This is a genomic window from Sphingomonas hylomeconis (assembly GCF_025370105.1).
GTDB lineage: Bacteria > Pseudomonadota > Alphaproteobacteria > Sphingomonadales > Sphingomonadaceae > Sphingomonas > Sphingomonas hylomeconis.
Window position 1 is genome coordinate 354,653 of record NZ_JANQBK010000003.1, and the last position, 25,410, is coordinate 380,062.

The window sequence follows — 25,410 nt, forward strand, 5'->3', positions numbered from 1 at the left end:
GGTATCGTTCTATACTATCTCGGACCGTAGAGTAGGCGTTAAAGCGCGATGATCGAGATCTGCCGGCCGTAATCCGGCTCATTGGCGTGCGTCGCGCGACGGAAGCTGAAGAAGCGCGCCGCATCGGCATAGGTGTCGAGCCCCAGCGCTTCGATCCGCGTCAGCCCGGCACCGGCAAGGCGGTGGACGACATAGGCTTCGAGATCGAACTGGTGATGGCCGGGCTTGCCGGGCGCGAAGAAACGCTCGTTGGCGGGATCCTGCGCGCCGAACGTGCGCGCAAACCCGTCATCGACCTCGTAGCTGGCGCGCGCGATGCACGGGCCGATCGCGGCGGCGATGCGTTCGCGCCTCGCGCCCAGCTGCTCCATCGCCGCGATCGTCGCATCGGTCACGCCGGCCAGCGCGCCTTTCCACCCGGCATGCGCCGCGCCGATCACCCCCGCCTGCGCATCGGCGAACAGCACGGGCGCGCAATCCGCGGTCAGGATGCCGAGCGCAAGGCCGGGGCGATCGGTGACCAGCGCATCGGCATGCGGGCGCGCATTCTCGTCATAGGCTTCGGTCACCGTGGCGACATGCGCCGAATGCACCTGATGCACGGTCAGCAACCGTGCGCCGGGCCGCACCGCCGCAATCGCGCGGGCGCGGTTTTCGATCAGTTCCGGCGTCGGTTCCTGCCCCCGCCGCCCCATGTCGAGCCCGCTGAGAATACCGGTCGACACGCCGCCACGGCGCCCGAGAAAGCCGTGCGCAACATCGCCGAGCGCGCGCGCGCGGATCGCCTCGATGCCGCTCACAACACGAGCCGCATAAGATTGTCGTCGTCGACCGTCTCGCCGACGCGGAAGGCGATACGGCCGATGTCGCGGAAACCGTAACGCTCGTAGAAACGGTGCGCGCGGTGATTGTCGACATAGACGCTGAGGATGACCTCGCGCGCGCCGTGGCTGCGTGCATGCTCGAGCGCCCAGGCCATCATTTCCTGCGCGACGCCGCTGCCATGCCACGGGCTGAGCACGTAGAATTGATACAGTTCGATCGCGTCGGGGCGCCATTCGCCGGGGAAGGTGACCGGCCCCATCTTGACGAAGCCGATGATCTGGTCGTCCGCCAGCGCGAGGCGGATCGCGAAATCGGGCTCGGAGAGCTGCGCGGCAAGCCCGTTCGCGCCGAACGCCTGATCGAGGAACGCGGCGAGATCGGACTGGCGATAGAGCGTGCCGAACGTCTCGGTGAAGCTGCGCCGGGCCATCGCCGAGAGCGCCGGCCCGTCGATCGTGCGCGCATCGCGATAGGTGATCATGCCAGGCCCTCCGGCGACGGCCAGGTGGGGGCGGTAATGGCGATCACCTTGAACAGATCGCCCATCGCCGCGACCAGCCGGTCGCGATCGGCGGCGACGGCGGTCGCCCGCTCGGCCGCTGCGCTGGAGAGCGCGGCGGCCCGCGCATCGATGCCGAGCGCGGTCAGGAACGCGCCCTGCGTCGCCGGGCCGTGCGGCGTGGCGCGCGCGGTGATCGCCGCCGCCAGCAAGGTCGCCATGTCGACATGCGCGGTCAAATCGTGCTCGCCGGGATGCTCGAACGGATTGACGAAGGCGTGCGCGCGCATCGCCTGGAACGTGTCGCCGATCGCCGGCCCCATATAGCCGTAATCGATCACCAGCGCGGCGCCGCCCTGCGCGGCGATGCGGGTGGCGAGATCGCGCATGATCGCGACGCTCGCCGGCGAGGTCTCGACGATCGATCCCGGCGGCGCGTCGTGCAGGTGCGGCGGCAGCAGATCGTCCGGCACCGGCTTGCCCGCGATCGGCAGGAACAGCAGGTCCTGGCAGGCGACGAGCCGCTCGTGCCAGCCGCCGGCCGTGCGCACCAATTGCCGGATCGGCAGCGCGTCGAAGAATTCGTTGGCGACGGCGATCAGGGGAAGGTCGCTGGGCAGGCTGGTGGTGTCGTCATGCCAGGTGGCGTTGGGCACGCGCTCGGCCTGCGCCGCGCGCAACGTCGGGCTGGTCTCGATGAAATGGACTGCCGGGGTGAGGCCTGCCTTGGCCATCGCGCGCAACGCATCGGCCGCCAGCGTACCGCGGCCGGGGCCGAGCTCGACCCAGGCGACGTCCGGCCGCCCGGCGCGATCCCACAGATCGGCGCACCACAGGCCGATCAATTCGCCGAACATCTGGCTGATCTCGGGGCTGGTGGTGAAATCGCCGGCAGCGCCCAGCGGATCGCGCGTCGCATAATACTGCGCGTTCGCCGCCGCCATATAATGCGCGATCGGGATCGGCCCGGCGAGCGTGATCGCGCGCGCGAGGCGTTCGGGAAGCGGGGCGTCGCCACTTCCCTCCCGCGTGCCGGAGGGGCTGGGGGAGGGCGTGTCGGCAGGAGTGGGATTGGCGTTGGTCATGGGCGGTGCTCACATGCCCTCCCCCAGCCCCTCCCGCAAGCGGGAGGGGGGAGTCAGGTGTCCTCCCGCAAGCGGGAGGAGTTAGGTGTCCTCCTGCAAGCGGGAGGGTGGAGGAGTCAGGCCACGCTTTCCGATCCGGCGATCGGCTCGATCCGCTGGCGGCGCCCGGCCGAGGTGGCGACGAGATAGGCGCCGCCCAGGATCATCGGCACGCACAGCCACTGGCCCATGTGCAGCCCGGTCGCCTGCGCGAACTCGACCAGCTGCGAATCCGGCTCGCGGAAGAATTCGACCACGAAGCGCGCCATGCCGTAGCCGAGCACGAACAGGCCGACCAGGCGGCCCGGCGCATAGCGCGCCTTGGTTTTCCAGAAGGCGAACCACAGGAGGGCGAACAGCAGCAGTCCCTCCAGCCCGGCCTCGTACAGCTGGCTCGGATGGCGCGCGACATCCTCGCCGGTGCGCGGGAAGATGATCGCCCAGGCGACGTTGCTCGGCTTGCCCCACAATTCGCCGTTCACGAAATTCGCCAGCCGGCCGAAGAACAGGCCGAACGGCACCACACACGCGACATAATCGTGCACCCGCAACCAGTTCAGCTTGTGCTTCCTGGCGAACAGGATGAGCGCCAGGCTGGTGCCGATCACCCCGCCATGGAACGACATGCCGCCGTCCCACAGGCGCAGGATGCGCAGCGGATTGGCCAGCATGTCGGTGGCGTAGAACAGCACATAGCCGATCCGCCCGCCGAGAATGATGCCCAGCGTGGCGTAGAAGACCAGATCGTCGGCATGGCGCCGCGCCATCGGTGCGCCGGGCTGCGCGAGCAGTTTAAGCAGATACCACCAGCCGAGCAGGATGCCGGTGATATAGGCGAGCGAATACCATTTAATCTGGAAGAAGCCGAGATCGAGCGCGATCGGATCGAGCCCGAGATCGGTGAAACGAAGGTGCGGCGTTGCGGCCGTGATGGCGGACAGGATCAAAGGCTTTTCCCCAGGCTTTGTCGCCTCCATAAGGGGGACAAGGCACAAGACCAAGCGGAGAGAGATAAATGCGCACCGAGCTCGACCAGCGGATGGACGACGGCCTTGCCGCGCTTGCCGGCACCGCGCTGCCGCTGGGATCGATCACGCTCAACGGCGTGACGCTGCCGATGATCGCCGCCGCGCCGCCCAGCCTGCCCGGCTATTTCGCGCATTACAGCAACGAGCACAGCGACAAGACCTTCCTCGTCGCCGGCGACGAGCGGCTGACCTTTGCCCAGGTCTATGCGGAAGCGACCAAGGTTGCCCAGTCCCTGGCGAGCGCGGGCAAGCTGGCCAAGGGCGATCGCGTCGGCATCGCGATGCGCAATTCGCCGAGCTGGATCACCTTGTACATGGGCATCACCATGGCCGGTGGAATCGCCTGCCTGCTCAACGGCTGGTGGCAATCGGAGGAACTGGCCGATGCCATCGCCGAGGTCGATTGCGGGCTGATCTTCGCCGATCCGCCCCGCGCCAGGCGGTTGGCTGCGATCGACGGATTCGCCGTACCGGTGATCGAGGTCGACGACACCAGGCCCCTGGCCGATGCGTTGTCGGAGGTCACCGATCGCTGGGCCGATATCGCCTTGCCCCAGATCGGGCCCGATGATGCGGCGACGATCCTGTTCACCAGCGGCTCGACCGGACAGTCGAAGGGCGCGCTCAGCGATCATCGTGCGGTGATCCAGGCGGTGTTCAATTATCTCGCTCAGGCCTTGGTGATGCTCGGCATCTCGACCGAGGACGGCAATCCGCCGACGACGCAGCCGGCGACGTTGCTCAACGTGCCGCTGTTCCACGTCACCGCCGAAGTGCCGGTCTTCCTGCAGAGCTTCGCCATGGGCCGCAAATTGGTGCTGATGCCGAAATGGGATGCGGAGGAAGCGATGCGGCTGATCCAGGCGGAGGGCGTGACCTATTTCGTCGGCGTGCCGCTGATGAGCTTCGAGATTCTCACGCATCCGAACCGGGCGAAGTACGATCTCTCGACCGTCACCGATTTCGCCGCCGGCGGCGCGCCGCGGCCGGTCGAGCATGTCCGCCGGCTTAACGAGGAAATGGGCGGGGGTGCGCCGTTGCTTGGCTATGGCCTGACCGAGACCAACGGCGTCGGCTGCGGCAATTGGCGGAGCAATTATCTCGCCAAGCCCAATTCCACTGGCCGCGCCTCGGCGCCGCTGGTCGATCTCGCCATCCTCGATGCGGCCGGCCACCCGGTCGAAGCTGGGCAACGCGGCGAGGTCGGCATCCGCTCGGTGTGCAATTTCAAGGAATATTGGGGACGGCCTGACGCCACCGAAGCGGCGTTCACGCCCGATCGCTACTTCCTCACCGGCGATATCGGCTATCTCGATGACGAGGGCTATCTGTTCATCGTCGATCGCAAGAAGGACATCATCATCCGCGGCGGCGAGAATATCTCCTGTCTGGAAGTGGAAGCCGCGATCTACCAGAACCCGCGCGTCGCCGAAGCCGCAGTGTTCGGTCTCGCCGACGAGCGGTTCGGTGAGGTTCCCGGCGCCGTGGTCGTGTTTCGCCCGGGCGAGGAGATGAGTGCGGACGACCTGTGCGCCTATCTCTTCGCACATATCGCCGCGTTCAAGGTGCCGCAGCGCATCTGGACCTCGACCGAGCCCTTGCCGCGACTGGGCACCGAGAAGATCGACAAGGTGACGCTGAAAGCCAAATATCGCGCGCTGGCCTGATCGCGCGGGGTGCGGGGGCGGGGCGGTGCCGTTTGGGCGCCGCCCCGCCGGGTCTCAGTGGTTGTCGCGCGGCAGGCCCATCGTCTGGGCGATGCGCTGGTACTTTTCCGCACCCTCGAGGATTGCGCCGGTCTGCAGCTGGCCGACCGTGGCGCGCTGGATTTCCTGCCACGGCGTCTGCGACGCGGGATAGGCATAGCCGCCCGCTTCGGTCAGCACGCGGCGGCGCTCGGCCAGTTCGGCATCGTCGATCAGCACGTCGGCCGAGCCCTTGTTGAGATCGACGCGCACGCGGTCGCCGGTCTTGAGCAAAGCGAGACCGCCCATTGCCGCCGCTTCGGGTGAAGCGTTGAGGATCGACGGGCTACCGCTCGTGCCCGACTGGCGGCCGTCACCGATGCACGGCAGCGCATGCACGCCTTCGCGGATCAGATAGGCTGGTGCGCGCATGTTGACGACTTCGGCGGCGCCCGGATAGCCGATCGGCCCGGCGCCGCGCATGAACAGCAAATGGCTGTCGGTGATGCCGAGCGATGGATCGTCGATACGGTGATGATAATCTTCCGGGCCGTCGAACACCACGGCCGGGCCCTCGAACGCCTCGGGATCGTCGGGGTTGGAGAGATAGCGTGCGCGGAATTCGGGGCTGATCACGCTGGTCTTCATGATCGCCGAATCGAACAGATTGCCGCGCAGCACGATGAAGCCGGCTTCTTCCTTGAGCGGCGTGGCGAACGGGCGGATGACCTTGTCGTCCTCGATCGTCGCGTCGCGGCAATTGTCGCCGATCGTCTTGCCGTTGGCGGTGATCACGTCCTCGTGGATCAGACCTTGCTTCATCAGTTCTGCGACCACCGCGGGCACGCCGCCGGCATGATAGAAATCCTCGCCGAGATATTCGCCGGCCGGCTGCAGGTTGACCATCAGCGGCACCTTGTGGCCGTGCGTCTGCCAGTCGTCGAGCGCGAGATCGGCGCCGACATGGCGCGCGATCGCCGCGAGATGGATCGGTGCGTTGGTCGAGCCGCCGATCGCCGAATTGACCACGATCGCGTTGAGGAACGCTTCGCGCGTCATGATGTCCGAGGGTTTCAGATCCTCGGCGACCATCTCGACGATGCGCTTGCCGGTGAAATAGGCGACTTCCTGGCGATCGCGGTACGGCGCCGGGATCGCGGCCGAGCCGGGCAGCTGCATACCGAGCGCTTCGGCGAGCGAGTTCATCGTCGTCGCGGTGCCCATCGTGTTGCAATAGCCGGTCGACGGCGCGGAAGAGGCGACGAGCTTGATGAAGCCCTCGTCATCGATTGCGCCGGTCGCGAGCAGTTCGCGCGCTTTCCACACGATCGTGCCCGAACCGGTGCGCTCGCCCTTGTGCCAGCCGTTGAGCATCGGGCCCACCGACAAGGCGATCGCCGGGATGTTCACCGTGGCGGCGGCCATCAGGCAGGCCGGGGTGGTCTTGTCGCAGCCGATCGTCAGCACCACGCCGTCGAGCGGATAGCCGTACAGCACTTCGACCAGCGCGAGATAGGCGAGGTTGCGATCGAGCCCGGCGGTCGGCCGCTTGCCGGTTTCCTGGATCGGGTGGACCGGGAATTCGAGCGGGATGCCACCCATCTCGCGAATGCCGTCGCGCAGCCGCTCGGCCAGGACGAGGTGATGACGGTTGCAGGGGGAAAGATCGCTGCCGGTCTGCGCGATACCGATGATCGGCTTGCCCGAGCGGAGCTCGTCGAGGCTGAGGCCGAAGTTGAGATAGCGCTCGAGATACAGCGCGGTCATGTCGATATTGGCCGGGTTGTCGAACCAGGCGCGGCTGCGCAGCTTGGGGGCGGCAGTGGGGGCTGACATATAGTTGTGGCTCCGGATTAACGCGCGACGGTCAGACGATAGACCATGCGATGGTGATAAGGCTTGCCCGGGTCGACCCGGGCCGACGCGAACGCCGGCTGGTTTGGCGAATCCGGGAATTTCTGTGGTTCGAGCGCGATGCCGTCGCCCATGCGATAGCGATGCCCCTGCTTGCCGATATAGCTGCCGTCGAGGAAGTTGCCGGTATAGACCTGCACGCCGGGCTCTGTGGAAAGCACGTCCAGCACGCGGCCCGAGGCGGGGTCGCTGAGCCGGGCGACGAGCTTGGGCTGCGCGGTCAGGCCCGCATCGATCGCGAAATTGTGATCATAGCCGAGCCCGGCGACGATCTGCGGATCGCGGCCGTCGCGCAGATCCTTGCCGATCTGCCGGCCGCGCGTGAAATCGAACACCGTGCCGGTGACGGGCGTCAGGGCGCCGGTCGGGATCAGCGCGGCGTTGACCGGCGTGTAGCGCGATGCCGGGATCGTCAGCCGGTGCGCCAGCACGCCGAGCGGGGAGCCCTCGCCGGCGAGGTTAAAGATGCCGTGGTTGGTCATGTTGACGACGGTCGGCTTGTCGGTGGTCGCGTCGAAATCGATCGCCAGCGCGCCCTTGTCGTCCATCGAGTAGGTCACCTGGACCTCGAGCTTGCCGGGATAGCCCTGGTCGCCGTCGATGCTGGTGGTGGCGAGCGTGACACTGGCCGTCGGGCCCTGCTTGACCGAGACGATCCGCCACACGCGCTTGTCGAAGCCCTTGAGGCCGCCATGCAGCGAATTGGTCTTGTCGTTGAGCGGCAGTTTGTAGGTCTTCCCGTCCAGCAGAAAGCGCCCGCCGGCGATCCGGTTGGCATAGCGGCCAACGGTCACGCCGAAATAATTGGGGTGATCGACGAAGCTCGCGAGATCGTCATAGCCGAGCATGACATCGGCGATCCGGCCGGTCTTGTCCGGGCCGGACAGCGACTGCAATGTCGCACCATAAGCGATGATCCGCGCGCTGATGCCCTTGCCGTTGCTCAGCGTCACCGCATCGACCATCGTGCCGTCGGTCATTGTGCCGAACTGCTCGCGCTTCGCGGTCGCGGCGTTTGCCGGCTGGGCTGCGATCAATGTCATGGTAATGCCGATGGCGATTGCCCCGCCCGTCTTCCTAACGCTATCCATCCCCCAGAATCCTTACGTCGTTGACCCGATCTGTTTCCATATATAGTCAGACAATAGACAAATGATAGCCGGTTCGCCCGGCTCGAGGGAGAGTTTTGAAATGGCATTGCCCCCCGGCGCCGGCGCCACGTCCCATAGCCAATCGGACGGCGGACCCGCCACCAACTACCGCGCCGCGCTGACCTTGCTCGCCAGCCTGTTCTTCATGTGGGGCTTCATCACCGTCATCAACGGCACGCTGCTGCCGCATCTGCGCAGCGTGTTCGAACTCTCCTACACGCAGACCACGTTGATCGAATCCGTCTGGTTCATCGCGTATTTCTTCGCCTCGATTCCCTCGGCCAAGCTGATCGAACGGGTCGGCTATCAGCGCTCGATGGTCATCGGTCTGGCAATGATGGCGGTCGGCGCGCTGGTCATGGTGCCGGCGGCGAGGTTGCCGTCCTACGGCGTGACGCTGTTCGCGCTGTTCGTGATCGCCAGCGGCATCACGCTGCTGCAGGTCGCGGCCAATCCGTATGTCGCGGTGGTCGGCAAGCCGGAAACGGCGTCGTCGCGGCTCAACCTGGTACAGGCATTCAATTCGGCCGGCGCGACGCTGGCGCCCTTGTTCGGCGGCTATCTCATCCTCGGCCGTACAACCTCGGGCACGGCGGCTGCCGGCGCCGCGGCGCTGACCCCGGCCGAGCGCCTCGCCGACGCACAGTCGGTCGTGCTGCCCTATGTCATCGTCGCCGTCGTGCTGGCGGTGCTTGCGATCGTCATCGCGCGTTTCCCGCTTCCTGCCATGGGCGCGGCGACGCAGCGTCATGCCAAGGAAGAGCGCAAGGGCCATTCGCTCTGGGCGCACCGCAACCTGGTGTTCGGCATCCCGGCGATCTTCATCTACCTGATTGCCGAAATCGGCGTGGGTAACCTGTTCATCAACTTCGTGTCGCAGCCGGATATCGGCAATCTGACGCACCAGCAGGCCTCGGACTATCTGTTCCTGTTGTGGGGCGGAATGATGGTCGGCCGGCTGATCGGCGCGTTCGTCATGCAGAAGGTCGATGCCAGCAAGGTGCTTGCGTTCGCCAGCATCGGTGCCACGATCGTGATGCTGATCGCCGCCTCCACCACCGGCCATGTCGCGATGTGGGCGCTGATCTCGGTTGGCCTGTTCCACTCGATCATGTTCCCGACGATCTTCACGCTGGGCATCCGCGGTCTGGGCCCGCTCACCGAGGAAGGCTCTGGCCTGCTGATCATGGCGATCGCCGGTGGCGCGCTGGTCATCGTGCAGGGCTGGCTGGCCGATCAATACGGGTTGCAGGCGTCGTTCCTGCTCACCGCGGCGTGTGAATTGTACGTGCTGTTCTATGCCGTGTGGGGCTCGAAGCCGGTGGTCAACGGCAAGCTCGTCACGACCGAGACGAGCACCGCCGGCTGACGCCGGTCGCGATGCACGACGGGCGGTACGCCGGTTTCAAGAGCGCCCGTCGCCGCATGGCGGCGGGCGTTTGCGTATCGATATCGGCGCGGGCGTCGGTCCTGCCCGCCCTTGCTTTTGCGCAGGGGATTTGCCAACCGACCGCGCCAGACGAATAGTATACTGTCAGACTAAAGGATCACAGGGCGATGGATATCATCGGAGCAATCCTGATCGGCGCTGCCGACCGCAACGACGGGGCGACGTTCGACGCAATCAATCCCGCCACCGGCGTGGCGCTCGCGCCCGCCTTTGCCGAGGCCGGCGCCGACGACGTTGCTGCCGCTTGCGCGCTCGCCGCCGATGCCTTCACGGTGTTCAGCGATCTGGAACCCGAAAAGCGCGCCCGCTTCCTCGAAGCGGTGGCCGAGCAAATCACCGCGCTCGGCGATGCACTGATCGAACGCGCGATGGCCGAAAGCGGTCTGCCGCGCGCGCGGCTTGAAGGCGAGCGGGGCCGTACGATCGGTCAGCTGAAGCTGTTCGCCGCAGTCGTCCGGCAGGGCGACTGGATCGACGCGACGATCGACCCGGCGCAGCCCGATCGCGCGCCGCTGCCCCGGCCCGATCTGCGCCGTCGCAATATCGCGGTCGGCCCGGTCGCGGTGTTCGGCGCATCCAACTTCCCGCTCGCTTTCTCGGTTGCCGGCGGCGACACCGCATCGGCCTTCGCGGCCGGCTGCCCGGTGGTCGTGAAGGGCCATCCGGCGCATCCCGGCACCGGCGAGCTTGTCGCGCGCGCGATCCGCGCCGCGGTGGCGGCCGAGGGCCTGCCCGAGGGCGTCTTTTCCTATCTGCCCGGCACGACCAACGATCTCGGCGGCGCGCTGGTCGCCGATCCGCGGATCAAGGCGGTCGGCTTTACCGGCTCGCGCGGCGGCGGCCTGGCGCTGGTGCGCATCGCCGCCAATCGCGACGAGCCGATCCCGGTCTATGCCGAGATGAGCAGCATCAACCCGGTGATCCTGTTCCCCGGCGCGGCGGCAGCGCGCGGCGCGGCGCTCGGCACGGCGTTCATCGGCTCGCTGACGATGGGCGCGGGGCAGTTCTGCACCAATCCCGGCCTGGTCATCGCGCTCGAAGGCCCCGAACTCGATGCCTTTATCGACGCTGCCAAGGCGGCGCTTGCGGTCAGCCCGGCACAGCAGATGCTGACCCCGGGAATCCATGGCAGCTTTAAGCACGGCGTCGGCGCGCTCGCCGCGCATCCCTCGGTCGAGCTGCTCGCACGCGGGCTGGTCGGCGAGGGGCAAAGCCAAGCGCAAGGCGCCCTGTTCTGCACCACCGTGGACAAGTTCCTGGCCGATCCTGCGCTCGGGCACGAAGTGTTCGGCTCATCCTCGATCCTGGTCCAGGCGCGCGACATGGCCGAGGTGGCGACGTTGCTCGAAGGGCTGGAAGGCCAGCTGACCGCGACGATCCTGTTCGACGACTCGGACGAAGCCTTGGTCGCGCCGCTGATCCCGATCCTCGCCCGCAAGGCGGGACGGATCCTCGCCAATGGCTGGCCGACCGGCGTCGAGGTCAGCCATGCGATGGTGCATGGCGGGCCGTTCCCGGCGACCAGCGATTCGCGCACGACCTCGGTCGGCGCGCTGGCGATCGACCGCTTCCTCCGCCCGGTCTGCTATCAGGGCCTGCCGGAATCGCTGCTGCCGGCGGCGATCCAGTCGGGCAATCCGTGGCAGCTCGCGCGCCGCGTCGACGGCACGATCGAGCGCGGCTGAGCCATTAACCGCGCCGCTGGCGGCGTGCAGACAAGGAATTCACGTGACGATATCCCTGGTTCAGTTCCGCGGTGCCGATGGCGCGCGCGGCGTGGCAGTCATTGGCGACGACGATGCGGTACGGGTCGTGCCCGGTGCGACGACGACGTTGGCGCTGGCACAACAGGCGATCGCGGATCGCCGGTCGCTGCGCGACGTGGTGGCGAATGCCGGGCAGGGCCAGGCGATCGACCTGAGCACGGTCACTTTGCTCGCCCCGATCGACCACGCCGATAGCGCGCATCTGCTGATGACCGGCACCGGCCTCACGCATCTCGGCTCGGCCGAGGGGCGCGACAAGATGCACCGCGCGATCGATTCCGCCGCGACGCAGACCGATTCGATGAAGATGTTCCTGATGGGCGTCGAGGGCGGCAAGCCCGCCGATGGCCAGCCCGGCGCGCAGCCGGAATGGTTCTACAAGGGCGACGGCAGCGCGCTGATCGCGCCCGGCGACGCGCTGCCATCGCCGGCCTTCGCGCTCGATGCGGGCGAGGAGCCGGAGATTGCCGGCATCTATCTGATCGATGCCGATGGCGCGCCGGTCCGCATCGGCTTTGCACTGGCCAACGAATTCTCCGATCACGTGACGGAGCGCGGCAATTATCTGTGGCTCGCGCATTCCAAGCTGCGCCCCGCCGCGCTCGGCCCCGAGCTGCTGATCGGCGATCTGCCCGCCAGCGTCGAGGGCACCAGCCGCATCGTGCGCGGCGGCGAGACGATCTGGGAGAAGCCGTTCGTCTCCGGCGAGGCGAACATGTCGCACAGCATCGCCAATCTCGAACATCACCACTTCAAATACGCGCTGTTCCGCCGCCCGGGCGACGTGCACGTGCATTTCTTCGGCACCGCCACGCTGTCGTTCAGCGACGAGGTGCGCACTGAGGCGGGTGACGTGTTCGAGATCGCCGCGGCGCCGTTCCGCCTGCCCGTTAGCAACCCGATCGCCATCGCGGCGCCGGCCCCCGTCGCCGTGCGGGCGCTCTGAGCGTGGCGATTACCATTGCCGTGGTCGGGCTCGGCAAGATCGCGCACGACCAGCATCTGCCGGCGATCGCCGCATCCGATGATTTCACGCTTGTCGCCGCGGCGAGCCCGGAAGGCACCGCCGAAGGCGTACCGGTGTTCAAGGATATCGACGGCTTGCTGGCGTCGGGCATCGCGTTCGATGCCATCGCGATGTGCCAGCCGCCGCAGGTGCGCTACATCACGGCCGCCAAGGCGATCCGGGCGGGCAAGCACGTGCTGCTCGAAAAGCCGCCCGGCGCGACGCTGGCGGAGGTCGAAGGGCTGGTGCGCTTCGCCGACGAGCACGGCACGACATTGTTCGCCGCCTGGCATTCGCGTTACGCGCCGGCCGTCGAACCGGCACGCGCCTGGCTCGCCGGGCAACAGGTCGTGTCTGCGGAGATGATCTGGAAGGAGGATGTCCGGCGCTGGCATCCCGGCCAGCAATGGATCTGGCAGCCGGGCGGGCTGGGCGTATTCGATCCGGGCATTAACGGCCTGTCGATCCTGACCAGGATCATGCCCGATTTCATCCATCTCGCCGATGGCGAAATGGAAATTCCCAGCAATCGCGCCGCGCCGATCGCTGCGCGCATGACGCTGGCCGATACGCAGGGGGCGAAGATCACCGCCGAGTTCGACTGGCGCCAGACCGGCCCGCAAAGCTGGGAAATCAGCGTGACGACCACCACGGGCACGCTGCTGCTGACCAGGGGCGGTAGCGCTCTGGTGATCGACGGGGTGGCACAGCCATTGCCCGAACGCAGCGAATATCCGGCGGTCTACGCGGATTTCGCGCAGCTGATCCGCACCGGCAAGAGCGATACCGATCGCAGCCCGTTGCGGCTGGTGGCGGACGCCTTCCTGCGCAGCCGCCATATCGCGACGGCACCGTTCATGGATTGACTTCGCCTGGGGGCCTTCATATCGTATACCGTATTCGAAGAGGATCGATATTATGTTTCAGGCCAATAGGCGCGAACTAATGCTTGGCGCGGCGGCGATCGCGGTCGCGGCGCGGGCGCCCGCGGCAATGGCCGCCAAGGGATCGACGATCCTGCCGCGCACCGCGCAGCCGCTCCCGCTGTCGGCAGTGCGCCTGGCCCCGTCCGACTTCGCCAACGCCGTCGAGGTCAATCGCACCTATCTGCTGCGCCTTCAGCCCGATCGGCTGCTGCATAATTTCGTCAAATTCGCCGGCATGGAGCCGAAGGCGCCGATCTATGGCGGCTGGGAAGGCGATACGATCGCCGGCCATACGCTCGGCCATTATCTCACCGCGCTGGCGCTGATGAACGCGCAAACCGGCGATGCCGAATGCCGCCGCCGCGCCGATTACATCGTCGGCGAACTGGCGACCGCGCAGGCCAAGCGCGGCACCGGTTATGTCGGCGCGCTGCAGCGCAAGCGGAAGGATCTCACCGTCGTCGACGGCGAGGAAATCTTCCCCGAAGTGATGCGCGGCGAAATCCGCTCGGGCGGGTTCGATCTCAACGGCGCCTGGTCGCCGCTGTACACTGTGCACAAATTGTTCGCCGGCCTGCTCGACGTTCATCAGGCCTGGGGCAACACGCAGGCGCTGCAGGTCACGCTCGGCCTGGCGACCTATTTCGAGCGCGTGTTCGCCGCGCTGGACGACAAGCAGATGCAGCAGCTGTTGTCGTGCGAATATGGCGGCCTCAACGAGAGCTTCGCCGAACTGTACGCGCGCACGCGCGACAAGCGCTGGCTGGTGGTGGCCGAGCGGCTGTACGACAACAAGGTGCTCGATCCGCTCGTCGCGCGCGAGGACAAGCTGGCCAATTTCCACGCCAACACGCAGGTGCCCAAGCTGATCGGCCTGGCACGGCTGCACGAGCTGACCGGCAAGCCCGCACAGGCGACCGCCGCGCGCTTCTTCTGGGATACGGTGACGCAGCATCATTCCTATGCGATCGGCGGCAATGCCGATCGCGAATATTTCTCTGCGCCCGATACGCTCGCCGATCACATCACCGAGCAGACCTGCGAGCATTGCAACACGTACAATATGCTCAAGCTGACGCAGAAACTGTACAGCTGGCAGCCGGATGGCGCGCTGTTCGATTTCTACGAGCGCGCGCATCTCAACCACACGCTGTCGGCGCAACATCCCAAGACCGGCGGCTTCACCTATATGACGCCGCTGATGACCGGATCGGCGCGCGGCTTCTCCACCGTCGATGACGATGCCTTCTGGTGCTGCGTCGGCTCCGGCATGGAGAGCCATTCGAAGCATGGCGAGGCGATCTTCTGGGAAGGTGAGGGGACGCTGATCGTCAATCTCTACATTCCGGCCAGCGCGACCTGGAAGACGCGCGGCGCGGAGCTCAAGCTCGACACCAACTATCCCTTCGAGCCGGAATCGCGGCTGACCTTCGCCAGGCTCGGCCGCGCGGGCAAGTTCCCCGTCGCCCTGCGTGTGCCCGGCTGGGCTACGGGCAAGGCCGTGCTGACCCTGAACGGACAACCGCTGGAGCCGCAATATGCCGGCGGTTATGCGGTGGTGACGCGCAAGTGGAAGACGGGCGACGTGCTGGCGATCAGCCTGCCGCTCGAGCTGCGCATCGAATCCACGCCGGGCGATGCCGACACGATCGCGATCCTGCGCGGGCCGCTGGTGCTGGCCGCCGATCTCGGGTCCAAGGAGACCCCGTGGACCAGCGCCGATCCCGCGCTGGTCGGCGAAAATCTGCTCGCCTCGTTCACGCCTGTGGCGGGCGATGCCAGCTTCGCCACCCGCGGCGTGGTGCGCCCGGCGGATCTCGGCTTCGTGCCGTTCTATCGTCAATATGATCGGCGCAGCGCGGTCTATTTCAAGCGCTTCAGCGAAAGCGCCTGGAAGACCGAGGAGGCGGCGTTCAATCTCGAGCAGGCGCGGATCAAGGATATCGCCAGCCGCTCGGTCGACGTCATGTATCTCGGCGAAATGCAGCCCGAGCGCGATCACAACCTCGTGTCTGAGATATCCTTCCCGACCAATTATCGCGGCCGCAGCGGCCGCGACGCGCGCTCGGGCGGCTTCTTCGAATTCACGCTGAAGGCCAAGCCCGGCCCGCTGATCCTGCAGGCGACCTATTGGGGCGGGGAGCGCGGCCGCGATTTCGACATCATGGTCGACAACGTCAAGATCGCCACGCAGCATCTCGGCGAGGATCGCCCGGGCAAGTTCTTCGATGTCGAATATGTCCTGCCACAGGCGCTGACCAGCAAGAAGGACGCGCTCAAGGTGCGCTTCGTGCCGCATGATCGCAGCTCCGCCGGGCCGGTGTTCGGCGTGCGCCTGTTCACGGCCAAGCCCGCCGCGAAGTGAGCGGTGCGCCGGCCGATGTGCGGCTGACGCTGGAAGAGGTGCGCGCGCTCGCGCGGCGCGTGTTGCTCGCCGCCGGTCTCGCCGCGCCGCACGCGTTCGCCGTCGCGGAGACGATGGTGGCGGGCGAGCGCGACGGTTGCGCCTCGCACGGCATCTATCGCCTGCTCGTCGCGGCGCGCAGCATTGCCGCCGGCGTGGTGGTGACCGATGCCGTGCCGGCCGTCAGCGAGCCGGCGCCCGCGCTGGTGCAGGTCGATGGCGGTGGCGGTTTCGCGCAGCTGGCGTTCGAGACCGGGCGGCCGCTGTTGGCAGAGAAAGCGCGCCGCTATGGCATCGCTGCGCTGGCGCTGAACCATGTCGTGCATTTCGCCGCCTTGTGGCCGGAGGTCGAGGCACTGGCCGAGGACGGGCTGGTCGCTTTGGCGTTTACGCCGAGCCATGCCTGGGTCGCGCCGACCGGCGGCACGCAGCCGGTGTTCGGCACCAATCCGATCGCGTTCGGCTGGCCGCGGCCCGGCGCGCACCCGTTCGTGTTCGATTTCGCGACCAGCGCGGTGGCGCGCGGCGAGATCGAGCTGCACCGCCGCGCCGGCAAACCGGTTCCCGACGATTGGGGCTATGACGCAGCCGGCGCACCGACGACCGATGCCGAGGCCGTGCTGGCGGGGGCGATGCGCACGTTCGGCGGGCATAAGGGATCGGCGCTGGCGGCGATGGTCGAATTGCTCGCCGGGCCGCTGATCGGCGACATGACCAGCCGGGAATCGATCGCGCTCGACGATGGCCGCGGCGGATCCCCGATCGGCGGTGAACTGATCGTGGCGATCGATCCCGCCGGGTTCCTCGGGCTCGGCGTCGCGGGCCATCTGCAGCGCGCCGAAGCCTTGTTCGACGCGATCGAAGGGCAGGGCGCGCGCCTCCCATCGCAGCGCCGCTACGATGCCCGGCAGCGCAGCCTGGCCGAAGGCGTGATTATTCCGGGCGCCTTATATGCCGATATCCTGGCGCTGCCGGGTGGAGAGAAATGATGAAACGCAGCCTTTTGGTGATGGCACTGCTGACGACGACGGCAGGCAGCGTTGCGGTCGCCGCACCCGCGAAGATCAGCGCGGCAAAGAGCGCCGATGCGCGTTTCAAGGCGATCTACACGTCCGAATACGCCTGGCGTCAGCATCAGCAGGCACCCGGCGAGGACAGCCCAAAGGACGCAGGCAGCAAATTGCCCGATGTCGGGCCGGCGACGCAGGCGGCCAAGCTGGCGCGCTGGACCGCAGTGGACAAGCAACTGGCCGCGATCAACCCCACCACGCTGTCGCCCAAGGTGCAGATCGATTTCGCCGTCTATCGCCAGCAGATCGACAGCCTGCTCGCCGAGCAGCGCTACCGCGAATATGAAAAGCCGCTCAATTCGGACACGAGCTTTTGGGGCGACGTGACCGAATGGTCGCGCGGCACGTTCCGCACCGAGGCCGATTACCGCAACTATATCGCCATGCTGCGCGAAGTGCCGCGCTATTTCGATCAGCAGATCGTCAATATGCGCGCCGGGCTGAAGCGCGGTTTCACGCCGTCGCGTGTCACGCTCGCAGGCCGTGACATCGGCGTGGCGCAGGTCGCTGAGGCCAAGACGCCGGCGGATTCGCCCTTCTATGCGCCGTTCAAGACCTTCCCGGCGGTGATCCCCGCGGCGACCCAGGCGCGCTTGCGCGCCGAAGGGCTGGCCGCGATCGCCGAGGCGGCGACGCCGGCGCACGCCAAGTTGCTCGCTTTCCTGCGCACCGACTACATGCCCGGCGCGCGCACCGGACTGGCGGCGTACGACCTGCCCGACGGCAAGGCCTATTACCGCTCCAAGATCCGCGAATTCGTCACGCTCGATGTCAGCGCAGAGGAGATCCATGCCACCGGCCTCGCCGAGGTGGCCAAGATCCGCGCTCGGATGCTGGACGTGATGAAGGAGGTCGGCTTCAAGGGTGATCTGAAAGCCTTTCTCGAGCATCTGCGCACCGATCCGCAATTCTATCCCAAGACCGCGCAGGAGCTGCTGTACCGCGCGGCGTGGATCGCCAAGACGTTCGACGGCAAGGCATCGCAATATTTCGGCCGTCTGCCGCGCAGCCGCTTCAAGGTCGTGCCGGTGCCGGACGATATCGCGCCTTTCTATACCGGCGGGCGCGGCGGTCCCGGTATCTATCTGGTCAACACGTACAATCTGCCCGCGCGGCCCTTCTATTCGCAGATCGCATTGACGCTGCACGAGAGCGCGCCGGGCCATGCCATGCAGATGCCGCTGGCGATGGAGAACAAGGATCTGCCGCAGTTCCGCCGCGACGGCTATCTCTCGGCCTATGGCGAGGGCTGGGCGCTGTATTGCGAGGCGCTGGGCGAGGAAATGGGGATGTACGAGACGCCCTATGATCGCTTCGGCATGCTGAGTTACCAGATGTGGCGCGCGGCGCGGCTGGTGGTCGATACCGGCATCCACACGCAGGGCTGGAGCCGCGAGCGCGCACAACAATATTTCCGCGACAACACCGCGCTGTCGGATCACGAGATCACCACCGAGGTCGATCGCTACATCGCCTGGCCGGGCCAGGCACTGTCTTATTATATGGGCCAGCTGGCGATCCAGCGCGCCCGCGCGCGGGCCGAACAGGCGCTGGGACCGAAGTTCAACATCCGCGCCTTCCATGATGCCGTGCTCGAACTGGGCGCGGTGCCGCTGCCGGTGATCGACGCGCGGATCGATCGGCTGATCGCAGCGGGCGGCAAGGGCCCCTATCCGGACGAGGAATGACGATGAAGCACCTGCTATCCGGCGCGGCGCTCGCCGCGCTGCCGTTTGCCGCGCTGGCCGATACGCCGAAGGGCGAGCCCATCCACAGCACGGGCAATCCGATCCTGGCCGATGGACGCTATTACTCGACCGATCCGGCGCCGGTGGTGATCGACGGCAAATTGTGGATTCTGGCCGGGCGCGATGCGGCGCCGCCCGACGTCAACGATTTCGTCATGGGCGAATGGCAATTGCTCGAAACGGCCGATCCGGCATCCGGCAAATGGACGCATTATCCGACGATCGCGACCTCGAACCAGCTGTTCAAATGGGCCGAGCCCAACCGCGCCTATGCCGCGCAGATCGTGAAGGGCGCGGACAAACGGCTCTATATGTATGCCCCGGTGATGGAGGCCGACAGCCCGGCCAAGGATCGCTTCTCGATCGGCGTCGCGGTGGCGGACAGCCCGACCGGGCCGTGGGTCGATGCGCATCCTGCCGGCCCGATCGTCTCGCAGCGCACGCCGGTGCCCAACGAGATCCAGAATATCGATCCCACCGTGCTGGTCGACGATGACGGCCGCGTGTTTCTCTATTGGGGCACGTTCGGGCAGTTGCGCGGCATCGAGCTGGAGCGCGACATGGTCACGCCCAAGGGCAAGCCGGTCAGCGTCACCACCTTGCCCGGCTTCTTCGAGGCGCCATGGCTGATGAAGCGCAAGGGCGTCTATTACATGCTCTATGCCGGCAACCGCGCCGGGCCGACATCGGAGTGCACGCCGGCGGTCTATTATGCCTGCATCGCCTACGGCACGGCGACGTCGCCACTTGGCCCCTGGACCTATCGCGGCGTGGTGCTGAAGCCCGTATCCTCGACCACGTCGCATTCCGGCGCGGTGGAATTCAAGGGGCAATGGTATCTCGCCTATCACACCGCCGATGCGGCGGGCGGCGGGCATTTCCGCCGCAGCGTGGCGCTCGACCGGATCGAATGGGACGACAGCGTCAGCCCGGCGCGAATGCGCGTCGTCACGCCGACCCGCTCGCCGCAGCCGGCGCCGAAGCCGACGCGCAACATCGCCGCCGCCGCCGTGCCGAGCGCGTCGAACGAGCCGATCCCGCTGCAATATTGGATCAGGGCACTCAACGACGGCAAGGTCCGCGGCGCGCCGCTGCCGCCCGATCTGTGGGGCAGCTGGACGGGCAACAATCCGCCGCAGCAATGGATCGAATATCGCTGGGCCAAGCCGGTGACGGTCAACGGTTCGCGGATCATGTTCTGGGGTGATCAGCCGGCCGGGTCGGGCGTCGGCGTCGCCCCGCCGGCGCGCTGGCGGCTGGAATATTGGCATAAGGGCTGGAAGCCGGTGCCCAAGGCCAGCGGCTATGGCACCGCGCCGAATGTGTTCCAGGAGACGCGCTTCGCGCCGGTCACCACGCGCTGCCTGCGCGCGACGTTCGATGCGTCGCACGCCGGCAGCTATGCCGGTGTCGCGGTGCAGGAATGGGAAGTGCTAGCGCCCGTCGCGCGGGTGCCGGTGCCGGCGCAGGGCGGCGGCAAAGCGGGCTGCGACTGAGGCGCGATCGAGCGCTGTTCCGCGGCGGCCGATGGCGCTACGAAACGGCGATGAACGCTGACAACCTCGCTGCCACGCCGGACACCGAACATCGCGGGGCGATCGGCGCGCTCCCGCCGCGCATCCGCCCGTTCGCGCTGCTTGCCCGGTTCGATCGGCCGATCGGCTGGTGGCTGCTGTTCTGGCCCGGCGCCTGGGCGGTGGCGCTGGCCGGCGGCGCGATCGCGCGCTGGGATCTGCTGCTGTGGCTGCTCGCCGGGGCGATCGCGATGCGCGGCGCGGGCTGCGTGTATAACGACATCGTCGATCGCGATCTCGACGCGCAGGTCGCGCGCACGCGCAGCCGGCCGCTGGCGAGCGGCGCGGTGTCGCTCAAGGCGGCCTGGGCCTGGCTGCTGCTGCTGTGCCTGGTCGGGCTGGCGGTGCTGCTGCAATTGCGCGTCTATGCCGCGGTGGTCGCCGTGCTCAGCATCGCGCTGGTCGCGGCCTATCCGTTCATGAAGCGCATCACCTGGTGGCCGCAGGCATGGCTCGGCCTGGTGTTCAGCTGGGCCGCCCTGGTCGGCTGGAGCGAGGTGGCGGGCGCGCTGACGCTGCCGGGGCTGCTGCTTTATGCCGGATCGATCGCCTGGGTGATCGGCTATGACACGATCTACGCGCTGCAGGACCGCGAGGATGATGCCCTGATCGGCGTGCGGTCGTCGGCGCTGCGCCTGGGCGCGCATGTAAAGGGCGGCGTGGGGGCGTTCTATGCGATCGCCCTGGCCTTCTGGGTCGCGGCCATCTGGCTGGTGCGGCCGGACGTGCTCGCCTTGCTTGCGTTGCTGCCGCTGGCGCTGCACTTCGCCTGGCAGATCGCCACGCTCGATCTGGCGGACGGCGCCAGCGCGCTGCACCGGTTCCGCAGCAACCGCTTTGCCGGGCTGCTGATGTTTGCCGCCTGTTTCGTGGTGGGAACCGCAGCGACGCTTTGACCTTGGGGCTTGGCGTACCTAAGTCCTCTCCCATGCTGACCACCGAACAGGCGCAGATGCGCGCCGCCGATATCGTCGCCCTGTCGACCGCCGCCGGGGCCGACGCCGCCGATGCCGTTTATGCCGCAGATACCGCGCTCGACGTCTCCGTCCGCCTCGGCGCGCTGGAGGATGTCGGTCGCTCGGAAAGCGCCGAGCTGGGCCTGCGCGTGTTCGTCGGCAAGCAATCCGCCAGCGTCTCGACCTCCGATCTGTCGGTCGATGCGCTTGCCGCCCTGGTCGACCGCGCGATCGCCATGGCGCGCGAGGCGCCGGAGGACGAATGGGCCGGGCTCGCTCCGCAGGAGCGGCTGCTGCACGGCGCGCCGCCGCAGCTCGATCTCGATGACGGCGGCGACGTGGAGCCGGCTGCGCTCAAGGAAGCGGCGCTGGAAGCAGAGGATGCCGCGCGCGCCGTGTCCGGCGTCACCAACAGCGAAGGCGGCAGCGCTTCCGCCTCGCGCAGCATCTGGGCACTCGCCACCAGCCACGGCTTTGCCGCCGCCTATGCCGCGACCGGCTACGGCATTTCGGCCAGCGTGCTGGCGGGCGAGGGCGGGCAGATGGTCCGCGATTACGACCATCATGGCGCGCGGCATCGCCACCGGCTGATGTCGCCGGCCGAGATCGGGCGCGGCGCCGGCGAGCGCACCGTCGCGCGCGTCAATCCCGGCATGGTGAAGAGCGGTGCGATGCCGATCGTGTTCGATCCCCGCGTCGGCTCGTCGATGCTCAGCCATCTGATCGGCGCGATCTCGGGTTCGTCGATCACCCGCCGGACCAGCTTCCTGCTCGATTCGCTCGGCAAGCGCATCTTCGCCGAGGGCGTGACGATCGCCGACGATCCGCACCGCCCGCACGGGCTGCGCTCGCGGCCGTTCGACGGCGAGGGCCTGCCTGTCTCGCCGACCGAATTCGTGCGCGATGGTATGCTTGAGACCTGGCTGCTCGACAGCGCCTCGGCGCGGCAGCTGGGTCTCGAGCCGACCGGCCATGCCGCGCGCGGCGTCGGTGGCAATCCCGGCGTCGCGACCAGCAACCTGTTCATGGCGGCGGGGCATCTGCCCGTGGCGACGCTGATCGAGGATATTGCCGACGGCATCTACGTCACGGAGATGCTCGGCGGCGGGGCCAATGGCGTGACCGGCGATTACAGCCGCGGCGCGGCCGGCTTCCGCATCGAGAAGGGCGAGATCACCACGCCGATCGCGGAATTCACCATCGCCGGCAACATCAAGGACATGTTCCTGGCGCTGACCCCGGCCAACGACCTCGAATTCCGCTATGGCAGCAACGTGCCGACGCTGCGGATCGACGGGATGATGGTCGCCGGTGCCTGATTTGCCCGGCGCCATTGCCGCGATCGCTGCCGAGGCCGGCGCGCTCGCACTGGGCAAATGGCGCACCGATTTCGCGCGCTGGGAAAAGGTGCCCGGCCATCCGGTATGCGACGTCGATCTCGAGGTGAATACGTTGCTGCGCCGGCGGCTCGAGGCGCTGGTGCCCGACGCCGGCTGGCTGTCCGAGGAAACCGCCGACAATGCCGATCGCCTGGGCGCCGATCGCGTGTGGGTGGTCGATCCGATCGATGGCACGCGCGATTATATCCGCGGCCGCCCCGGCTGGGCGATCTCGATCGCGCTGGTCGAAAGGGGCCAGCCGGTGATCGCGGTGCTCGATGCGCCGGCGCGCGGCGAAGTGTGGCTGGCCGGGGCGGGGCAGGGGGCGACGCTGAACGGCGCACCGATCCGTGTCGGCGATCGCCGCGATTTCTCCGGCGCGCGCGTGCCGACCGACGCGCTGCCCAAGATCGACAGCGATCTGGTTCCCGTCGACAAGCCCAATTCGATCGCGCTGCGCATCGCGATGGTCGCCGCCGACCAGGCCGATCTCGTCGCCACGCTGCGCTGGGGGCACGAATGGGACATCGCCGCTGCGGTGCTGATCGCCGCCGAAGCCGGGGCGACGGTCAGCGACGCGCTTGGCCAGAAACTGGCGTTCAACACGCCGAGTGCCCAAGCGTTCGGGGTGCTGATCTCGACGCCGGGAATCCATCAGGCCGGCATCGACCGACTGAGCGAAAGGGCGCTCCGCCTTTCCCAATAACGTCCTCCCCGGAACGGGGAGGTGGCAGGCGAAGCCTGGGGGCGGCAGCGCTATCGCCTGTGCGGAGCCCCCTCCACCATTTGCTGAAGAAGCCAATGGTACCCCTCCCCGTGCCGGGGAGGATCAGCCGCCCAACCCATCCTCGCGGTACTTGATCTCCAGATAGCGCCCGCGCGTGGCGAGCAGATTGAGATCGCCTTCCGCCAGTTGCGCCGACATGCCGGCGATCTGCTCGTCGATCACCTTGAGCCCGTCGGCGAGTTGCGCATCGGGCGTCTTGCCGTTGCGTTCCACGCCGCGCAGCGCGACCGGCACGCGCGCATAGCCTTTGAGCAGTTCGGGCAGTTGTTCGCCGACCAGCTTGCGCACTTCCGCCGCGGCCGGTTCGGCCTCGTTCAGCGTCGCCAGTTGCGGTGCCAGCCCCTCCAGCCGCACGCCGATCCCATCGACCAATGTCTGTGCCGGGGCGGGGAGGGCGGGGCGCTGCGTCTCCAGCCATTGTTCGGTCTTGAGCGACAAGTGCTTGAGCGGCACCTGCACCAGCGCCTCGGGCTTCACCTCAGGGGTGAGCGGGAAGATCGCCAGGATCAGCGTTGCCGCAATCAGCGCCGCCATCACCAGCATCGCGCCGCCGATCCCGAGCGGCGCGAACCAGCCGAGCACCATCGCGCTCATCAGGATCGCGAACAGCGCGAAGCCGATCCGCGTCAGTCGCGTGATGATCTCGGTGCCTTGCCGCTTGCGCCGCCTGGCGCTCAGCGATTTGCTGCGCTCGCGCGTGCGATCGAGATATTCGGTGCTGCGCGCGATCTGGCGATCGACGTCGGTCACGCTACAGCGCCTCCAGCTTGAACGTCTCGGCGCCGGCGCCGGCATTCTGCGTCGCGCCTTCCGCCCGCGCGATATAGCCGCGCGACTTCTCGACCTCGTTGCCGAGCGTGTTGACGGTGGTCTTCATGCTGTCGAGCGCTTTCAGCTTGAACGTGTCGATTGCATCCATCGTGTCGTAGATGTTCTGGAACGCGCGCTGCAGCACCTCGATCGGGATCGTCGCGCTCGCCGCCTGTTCGTGGATCGTCGCGGTCTGGCTGCGGAGCAGCTTGCCGGTCGAATCGATGATGTTCGCGGTGGTCGTGTTGAGCGCGGTGATCTGTTCGAGCACCAGTTTCTGGTTGGTCAGCGCCTGCGCCACCGTCACTGCGGTGCGCAGCGCCGATACGGTGGTGGTCGACGCGCGATCCACGCCCTTGACCAGCTCGACATTGTTCTTCTTGACCAGATCGAGCGCGAGATAGCCCTGCACCGTCACCGCCATCTGGGTAAGAAGGTCTTGGGTGCGCTGGCGCACGTAGAACAATGCACTCTCGCGGATCGCCTTGGCCTTTGCCGGATCGCTGTGATCCAGCTCGTTGGCCTTGTCCTCGAGCCGCGTATCCATTTCCTTGGACAGCACGATCATCTGTTCGAGCCGCCCCATCGCGCTCCACAGATTGGCGCGCTCCACGTCGATCGCGGCATTGTCCATCAGCAGCTCGTCTTTGCCGCTGGTCAGCGATTTCAGGATCGAGGCGATATGCGTCTGCGACGACTTGTAGCTGTCGAAATAGTTGCGCAGGCCGCCGCCGAACGGGATCAGCCCGAACAGCTTCTTGGGCGCGGTCAGATTGCCGCGCTTGCCCGGATCGAGATCCTCGACCGTGCGGCGCAGCTCGGCGAGATCCTTGCCCACGCCCGTCTCCTGATCCATCGCCCGGGTCGGGCGATCGAGGAAGCGATTGGACTGCCCGGCCGCCTCGCGGATCTCCTTCTGCCCCATCGCGCTGATCGCATCGACGCGCTTGCCGAATTCGGGGCTGTTGACGTCCTGCGCGACGAGATCGTCGATGAAGCTCTCGACGCGCTTCTGCAGCTCGCTGCGCTTGGCGTCGTCGACCGGCACCAGCCCGACCGCCTTTTCCGCCGCCACAACCGGGACGGGCTCGGGCGGGGTCAGCACCAGGCCCTGTTCTTCAATCGCAGCATCGGAAGCGGTCGCCATCGTCAGGATCTCCAGAACAGTGATCCCGATTTTGGGCGCGAACGCCGATGCGTTCAAGTGTGTTATGCAAATAACACGCGAAAAACGAACCGGCGGGGACGATTGTCACACGAATCGCACGGTACCGACGCGAAGCCGCAACGGAGTCCGCCTAGCTGCGG

20 protein-coding genes are annotated in these 25,410 nt (G+C 67.1%); 12 read left to right on the forward strand and 8 right to left on the reverse strand.

Features of this window, described 5'->3' with window-relative positions; all coding sequences use genetic code 11:
* Positions 1–38: 38 nt before the first annotated feature.
* The 4 genes from pgeF to lgt form a co-directional block, all read right to left on the reverse strand.
* Positions 39–800, reverse strand: coding sequence for a peptidoglycan editing factor PgeF (pgeF, locus tag NV401_RS05445; RefSeq protein WP_261293375.1), 762 nt, complete (start codon positions 798–800; stop codon positions 39–41).
* Complete coding sequence (locus tag NV401_RS05450; protein ID WP_261293376.1) at positions 797–1,306, reverse strand: GNAT family N-acetyltransferase; 510 nt, start codon at positions 1,304–1,306, stop codon at positions 797–799. Before NV401_RS05450 ends, pgeF begins: the two co-directional genes overlap by 4 nt.
* A complete protein-coding gene (locus NV401_RS05455) occupies positions 1,303–2,409 on the reverse strand; it encodes a class I SAM-dependent methyltransferase (RefSeq protein WP_380816181.1) in 1,107 nt (368 codons plus the stop codon). The genes NV401_RS05450 and NV401_RS05455 overlap by 4 nt, the downstream gene beginning before the upstream one ends.
* Before the next feature lie 116 nt (positions 2,410–2,525).
* Positions 2,526–3,425: a prolipoprotein diacylglyceryl transferase gene (lgt, locus tag NV401_RS05460; RefSeq protein ID WP_380816178.1), complete on the reverse strand. Its 900-nt coding sequence runs from the start codon at positions 3,423–3,425 to the stop codon at positions 2,526–2,528.
* Between the two features lie 38 nt (positions 3,426–3,463).
* On the opposite strand from lgt, the gene NV401_RS05465 reads away from it, so the two are divergent.
* The gene (locus NV401_RS05465) at positions 3,464–5,143 is read left to right on the forward strand and encodes a class I adenylate-forming enzyme family protein (protein WP_261293378.1); all 1,680 of its coding nucleotides are present in this window, start codon (positions 3,464–3,466) and stop codon (positions 5,141–5,143) included.
* 54 nt (positions 5,144–5,197) lie between these two features.
* On the opposite strand, the gene NV401_RS05470 is transcribed toward NV401_RS05465, so the two are convergent.
* On the reverse strand, positions 5,198–6,997 hold the full coding sequence (locus NV401_RS05470; protein WP_261293379.1) for an IlvD/Edd family dehydratase: 1,800 nt from the start codon (positions 6,995–6,997) through the stop codon (positions 5,198–5,200).
* 17 nt (positions 6,998–7,014) lie between these two features.
* Positions 7,015–8,118 (reverse strand): aldose epimerase family protein, encoded by a 1,104-nt coding sequence (locus NV401_RS05475; RefSeq protein WP_261293380.1) that lies wholly within the window; start codon positions 8,116–8,118, stop codon positions 7,015–7,017.
* Between the two features lie 148 nt (positions 8,119–8,266).
* Here NV401_RS05475 and NV401_RS05480 point away from each other — a divergent pair, with 148 nt between their 5' ends.
* From NV401_RS05480 to NV401_RS05530, 11 genes are all read left to right on the forward strand, one after another.
* A complete protein-coding gene (locus tag NV401_RS05480; RefSeq protein WP_261293381.1) occupies positions 8,267–9,595 on the forward strand; it encodes a sugar MFS transporter in 1,329 nt (442 codons plus the stop codon).
* A 188-nt stretch (positions 9,596–9,783) separates the two neighbouring features.
* Positions 9,784–11,361: an aldehyde dehydrogenase (NADP(+)) gene (locus NV401_RS05485; RefSeq protein ID WP_261293382.1), complete on the forward strand. Its 1,578-nt coding sequence runs from the start codon at positions 9,784–9,786 to the stop codon at positions 11,359–11,361.
* A 43-nt stretch (positions 11,362–11,404) separates the two neighbouring features.
* A complete protein-coding gene (gene araD1, locus NV401_RS05490; protein ID WP_261293383.1) occupies positions 11,405–12,388 on the forward strand; it encodes an AraD1 family protein in 984 nt (327 codons plus the stop codon).
* A gap of 2 nt (positions 12,389–12,390) precedes the next feature.
* Positions 12,391–13,314, forward strand: coding sequence for a Gfo/Idh/MocA family protein (locus NV401_RS05495; protein ID WP_261293384.1), 924 nt, complete (start codon positions 12,391–12,393; stop codon positions 13,312–13,314).
* A gap of 52 nt (positions 13,315–13,366) precedes the next feature.
* Positions 13,367–15,739 carry a glycoside hydrolase family 127 protein gene (locus NV401_RS05500; protein ID WP_261293385.1) on the forward strand — a complete coding sequence of 791 codons (2,373 nt, stop codon included), beginning with the start codon at positions 13,367–13,369 and terminating at the stop codon, positions 15,737–15,739.
* On the forward strand, positions 15,736–16,767 hold the full coding sequence (locus NV401_RS05505; protein WP_261293386.1) for an Ldh family oxidoreductase: 1,032 nt from the start codon (positions 15,736–15,738) through the stop codon (positions 16,765–16,767). Before NV401_RS05500 ends, NV401_RS05505 begins: the two co-directional genes overlap by 4 nt.
* Positions 16,767–18,536 carry a DUF885 domain-containing protein gene (locus NV401_RS05510; protein ID WP_261293387.1) on the forward strand — a complete coding sequence of 590 codons (1,770 nt, stop codon included), beginning with the start codon at positions 16,767–16,769 and terminating at the stop codon, positions 18,534–18,536. Before NV401_RS05505 ends, NV401_RS05510 begins: the two co-directional genes overlap by 1 nt.
* 2 nt (positions 18,537–18,538) lie before the next feature.
* Positions 18,539–20,092, forward strand: coding sequence for a family 43 glycosylhydrolase (locus tag NV401_RS05515; protein ID WP_261293388.1), 1,554 nt, complete (start codon positions 18,539–18,541; stop codon positions 20,090–20,092).
* 50 nt (positions 20,093–20,142) lie between these two features.
* The gene (gene ubiA, locus NV401_RS05520; RefSeq protein ID WP_261293389.1) at positions 20,143–21,066 is read left to right on the forward strand and encodes a 4-hydroxybenzoate octaprenyltransferase; all 924 of its coding nucleotides are present in this window, start codon (positions 20,143–20,145) and stop codon (positions 21,064–21,066) included.
* 32 nt (positions 21,067–21,098) lie between these two features.
* The gene (locus NV401_RS05525; protein ID WP_261293390.1) at positions 21,099–22,445 is read left to right on the forward strand and encodes a TldD/PmbA family protein; all 1,347 of its coding nucleotides are present in this window, start codon (positions 21,099–21,101) and stop codon (positions 22,443–22,445) included.
* On the forward strand, positions 22,438–23,211 hold the full coding sequence (locus NV401_RS05530; protein ID WP_261293391.1) for a 3'(2'),5'-bisphosphate nucleotidase CysQ: 774 nt from the start codon (positions 22,438–22,440) through the stop codon (positions 23,209–23,211). The genes NV401_RS05525 and NV401_RS05530 overlap by 8 nt, the downstream gene beginning before the upstream one ends.
* Before the next feature lie 123 nt (positions 23,212–23,334).
* Here NV401_RS05530 and NV401_RS05535 read toward each other — a convergent pair whose 3' ends face one another.
* Together NV401_RS05535 and NV401_RS05540 are read right to left on the reverse strand one after the other, a co-directional pair.
* On the reverse strand, positions 23,335–24,042 hold the full coding sequence (locus NV401_RS05535) for a hypothetical protein (RefSeq protein WP_261293392.1): 708 nt from the start codon (positions 24,040–24,042) through the stop codon (positions 23,335–23,337).
* 1 nt (position 24,043) lies between these two features.
* Positions 24,044–25,249, reverse strand: a complete 1,206-nt coding sequence (locus NV401_RS05540) for a toxic anion resistance protein (RefSeq protein ID WP_261293393.1) — start codon at positions 25,247–25,249, stop codon at positions 24,044–24,046.
* Between the last annotated feature and the right edge of the window lie 161 nt (positions 25,250–25,410).

Bases quoted from the DNA above. Each gene is read 5' to 3' on its own strand.
- NV401_RS05540 (WP_261293393.1), bottom strand. From the start codon at position 25,249: ATGGCGACCGCTTCCGATGCTGCGATTGAAGAACAGGGCCTGGTGCTG.
- NV401_RS05515 (WP_261293388.1), top strand. From the start codon at position 18,539: ATGAAGCACCTGCTATCCGGCGCGGCGCTCGCCGCGCTGCCGTTTGCC.
- NV401_RS05510 (WP_261293387.1), top strand. From the start codon at position 16,767: ATGAAACGCAGCCTTTTGGTGATGGCACTGCTGACGACGACGGCAGGC.
- ubiA (WP_261293389.1), top strand. From the start codon at position 20,143: ATGAACGCTGACAACCTCGCTGCCACGCCGGACACCGAACATCGCGGG.
- NV401_RS05465 (WP_261293378.1), top strand. From the start codon at position 3,464: ATGCGCACCGAGCTCGACCAGCGGATGGACGACGGCCTTGCCGCGCTT.
- NV401_RS05525 (WP_261293390.1), top strand. From the start codon at position 21,099: ATGCTGACCACCGAACAGGCGCAGATGCGCGCCGCCGATATCGTCGCC.
- NV401_RS05470 (WP_261293379.1), bottom strand. From the start codon at position 6,997: ATGTCAGCCCCCACTGCCGCCCCCAAGCTGCGCAGCCGCGCCTGGTTC.
- NV401_RS05475 (WP_261293380.1), bottom strand. From the start codon at position 8,118: ATGACATTGATCGCAGCCCAGCCGGCAAACGCCGCGACCGCGAAGCGC.
- NV401_RS05450 (WP_261293376.1), bottom strand. From the start codon at position 1,306: ATGATCACCTATCGCGATGCGCGCACGATCGACGGGCCGGCGCTCTCG.
- NV401_RS05455 (WP_380816181.1), bottom strand. From the start codon at position 2,409: ATGACCAACGCCAATCCCACTCCTGCCGACACGCCCTCCCCCAGCCCC.
- lgt (WP_380816178.1), bottom strand. From the start codon at position 3,425: ATGGAGGCGACAAAGCCTGGGGAAAAGCCTTTGATCCTGTCCGCCATC.
- NV401_RS05480 (WP_261293381.1), top strand. From the start codon at position 8,267: ATGGCATTGCCCCCCGGCGCCGGCGCCACGTCCCATAGCCAATCGGAC.
- NV401_RS05500 (WP_261293385.1), top strand. From the start codon at position 13,367: ATGTTTCAGGCCAATAGGCGCGAACTAATGCTTGGCGCGGCGGCGATC.
- NV401_RS05485 (WP_261293382.1), top strand. From the start codon at position 9,784: ATGGATATCATCGGAGCAATCCTGATCGGCGCTGCCGACCGCAACGAC.